This is a genomic window from Actinomycetospora sp. (assembly GCF_055612215.1).
The window spans coordinates 1-2,330 of record NZ_JBVPVA010000726.1 but is presented as its reverse complement, the minus strand read 5'-3'; the positions used below and the strand labels follow the sequence as shown (position 1 = coordinate 2,330).

At 72.4% G+C, this 2,330-nt stretch carries 3 protein-coding genes; 2 read left to right on the top strand and 1 reads right to left on the bottom strand.

The window, feature by feature from the left end; all coding sequences use genetic code 11:
* Both AC0CYZ_RS19860 and AC0CYZ_RS19855 read left to right on the top strand, forming a co-directional pair.
* Positions 1-1,106: class I adenylate-forming enzyme family protein (locus AC0CYZ_RS19860; protein ID WP_472218453.1), on the top strand; the 1,106-nt coding region annotated here is incomplete at its 5' end.
* Positions 1,099-1,713 carry a TetR/AcrR family transcriptional regulator gene (locus tag AC0CYZ_RS19855; RefSeq protein WP_472218451.1) on the top strand — a complete coding sequence of 205 codons (615 nt, stop codon included), beginning with the start codon at positions 1,099-1,101 and terminating at the stop codon, positions 1,711-1,713. The genes AC0CYZ_RS19860 and AC0CYZ_RS19855, both read left to right, overlap by 8 nt.
* Positions 1,714-1,738: 25 nt before the next feature.
* Here AC0CYZ_RS19855 and AC0CYZ_RS19850 read toward each other — a convergent pair whose 3' ends face one another.
* Positions 1,739-2,131, bottom strand: coding sequence for a hypothetical protein (locus tag AC0CYZ_RS19850; RefSeq protein ID WP_472218450.1), 393 nt, complete (start codon positions 2,129-2,131; stop codon positions 1,739-1,741).
* Positions 2,132-2,330: the final 199 nt, after the last annotated feature.

Below are 2,330 nucleotides of genomic sequence, written 5' to 3'. Positions count from 1 at the left end.
CGCTCGCCGACGTGCTCGCGGGGCCCGCCGACGAGCCGGAGGTCGACGTCGACGAGCACGACCTCGCGATGCTCGTCTACACCAGCGGCACCGAATCGACGCCCAAGGGCGTGATGATCCCCCACCGCAACTACCTCATCTCCACCGCGCCGGCCTGGAGCTGGGGCCTGCGGACCGGGCCGGACGACACGTGGTTCTTCGCCATGCCGTTCTTCACCATCGCCGGGCTCGGGTCGATGACCACCCTGACGATGATGGGCGCGACGCTCGTCCTGCCCGACTCCCTCGACCCCGCCCGCGCGCTGGCGCTCATCGCCGCGGAACGGGTCACGGTCGTCGCGCAGACGCCCACCTTCTACCTCGCGCTCGCCCGCGCCGAGGGATTCGGCCCCGCGAGCGTCGGCACGGTCCGCCGAGCCATGACCTACGGCGGCCAGGTGTCCCCGGCCGCCGTCGACGCGTGGGCCGACGCCGCCGACGGCGTGGTGTGGGGGACGTACTGGGGGCAGTCCGAGCTCTCCCAGCTCGGCTCGGTGGGCTGGTTCTCCCGGCTCGAGGACATCCCCGACGCCGACCCGTCGTGGATCGGCATGCCGGTCACGCACCTCGAGACCCGCATTGTCACGTCCGACGGCACCGACGCGGCGCCGGGGGAGACCGGGGAGCTGTGGTGCCGCTCGCCCTCGGTGATGCTCGGCTACTTCAAGGAGCCCGAGCGCACCGCGGAGGTGTTCACCGAGGACGGCTGGCTGCGCACCGGCGACAACGTCCGCGCCGACGCCGCGGGCAACCTCTTCTTCGCCGACCGCGCCAAGGACATGATCAAATCGGGTGGCTTCAACGTCTCGTCGCAGGAGGTCGAGCGGGTGCTGCACAGCCATCCCGACGTGCTCCGCGCCGCCGTGGTCGGCCGGCCCGACGCCTACTGGTCCGAGGCCGTGACCGCGTTCGTCATCCTGCGGCCGGACGCCGGCTCCGTCGACCTCGTCGCGTACTGCCGCGAGCAGCTCGCCTCGTACAAGACGCCGAAGGCGGTCCACCTCGTCGAGGAGTTCCCCGTCGACGGCCAGGGCAAGGTGCTCAAGCGCGAGCTGCGGCGTGTCTGATCCGGTGCCCCTGGCGGGCCGCCGACGCGTCACCCCCGAGCAGATCGTCGACGCCGCGGCCGCGCTGTTCGCCCGCGAGGGCTACCACGCCGTGGGCACGCGGGACATCGCCGACGAGCTCGGCATCCGGGGGGCCAGCCTCTACCACCACTACCGCTCCAAGGAGGAGATCCTCGCGGCGATCTGCCGGCGGGTGACCGCGGAGCCCGTCGAGGAGACCCTGCCCCTGCTCGACGACGCCGGCACCCCCGGCTCCCGGCTCGCGGCCCTCGTCCGCGCGCACCTGCACCACCTCGTGCGCCGCCGCGTGGAGTTCCTCGTCGGGCTCCAGGAGCTCGCCGCGCTGACCCCCGAGCACCGCAACGAGGTCGAGGAGCACCGCAGGCACTATCAGCGCCGGGTCCGCGACACGGTCGCGGCCGGGGTGCGCTCGGGTGAGTTCACCGTCGACGACCCGGGGTTCGCCGCGCTCGCCCTGCTCGACGCGCTCAACGGCACCGCCCGCTGGCTGCGCCCCGACGGGCCGCGGTCGCCGGAGGCCGTCGCCGAGGTCTACGTGCGCCTGCTCGTCGATGGGCTGCTGGGGCGGTCAGACGCCGAGGGGTGATCCACGACGTCCCTGCTGTCAGGTCTCACTGCGACCACCCGTCGCCGGACGACGGATCGCTCGGGCGGAACACCAGCACCGTGGTCACCAGAAGCACGATCGTCCCGATCGATTCCACGACGAGCGTGGTCGGCGCGAGCTCGTAGTCCAGGCTCGAGCGGAGGCCGAAGAGCCCGACGGTCAGCGCGAGCACCAGAGACAGCAGCGTGCCGACCACGAACAGCAGGCTCAGACTGGTGGCGATGCGCAGGAGGGGTCCCCGCGCGACGAGCATCGCGACCGCGAGCACGAGGGCGCCGGCCGCGTTGAGCAGGAACAGCATTCCGAGCACGCCGCCGGTGCCGTGGAACCTCAGGTAGAGGTGGATCCCGCCCATCGCGAGCAGGGCGAGAGCGCTCAGGACCCGCCAGAGGAGCAACGACCCCGTGGCGCTGTGCCCGCTCGTACGGGCTGGGTCTGCGCCGGGTGGTCTGGCCGGGCGAGGTTCGGTCGTCATGTCGCTGCGCACCCGCTCCCTGACGTCCTGCGAGGTCATCGCCAGGATCCTGCGGTGGCGCAGGGTCGGACAGGGCCGAAAGCCCCTCAGTCGGGGAGGACGATCGAGTAGCCGTGCACCC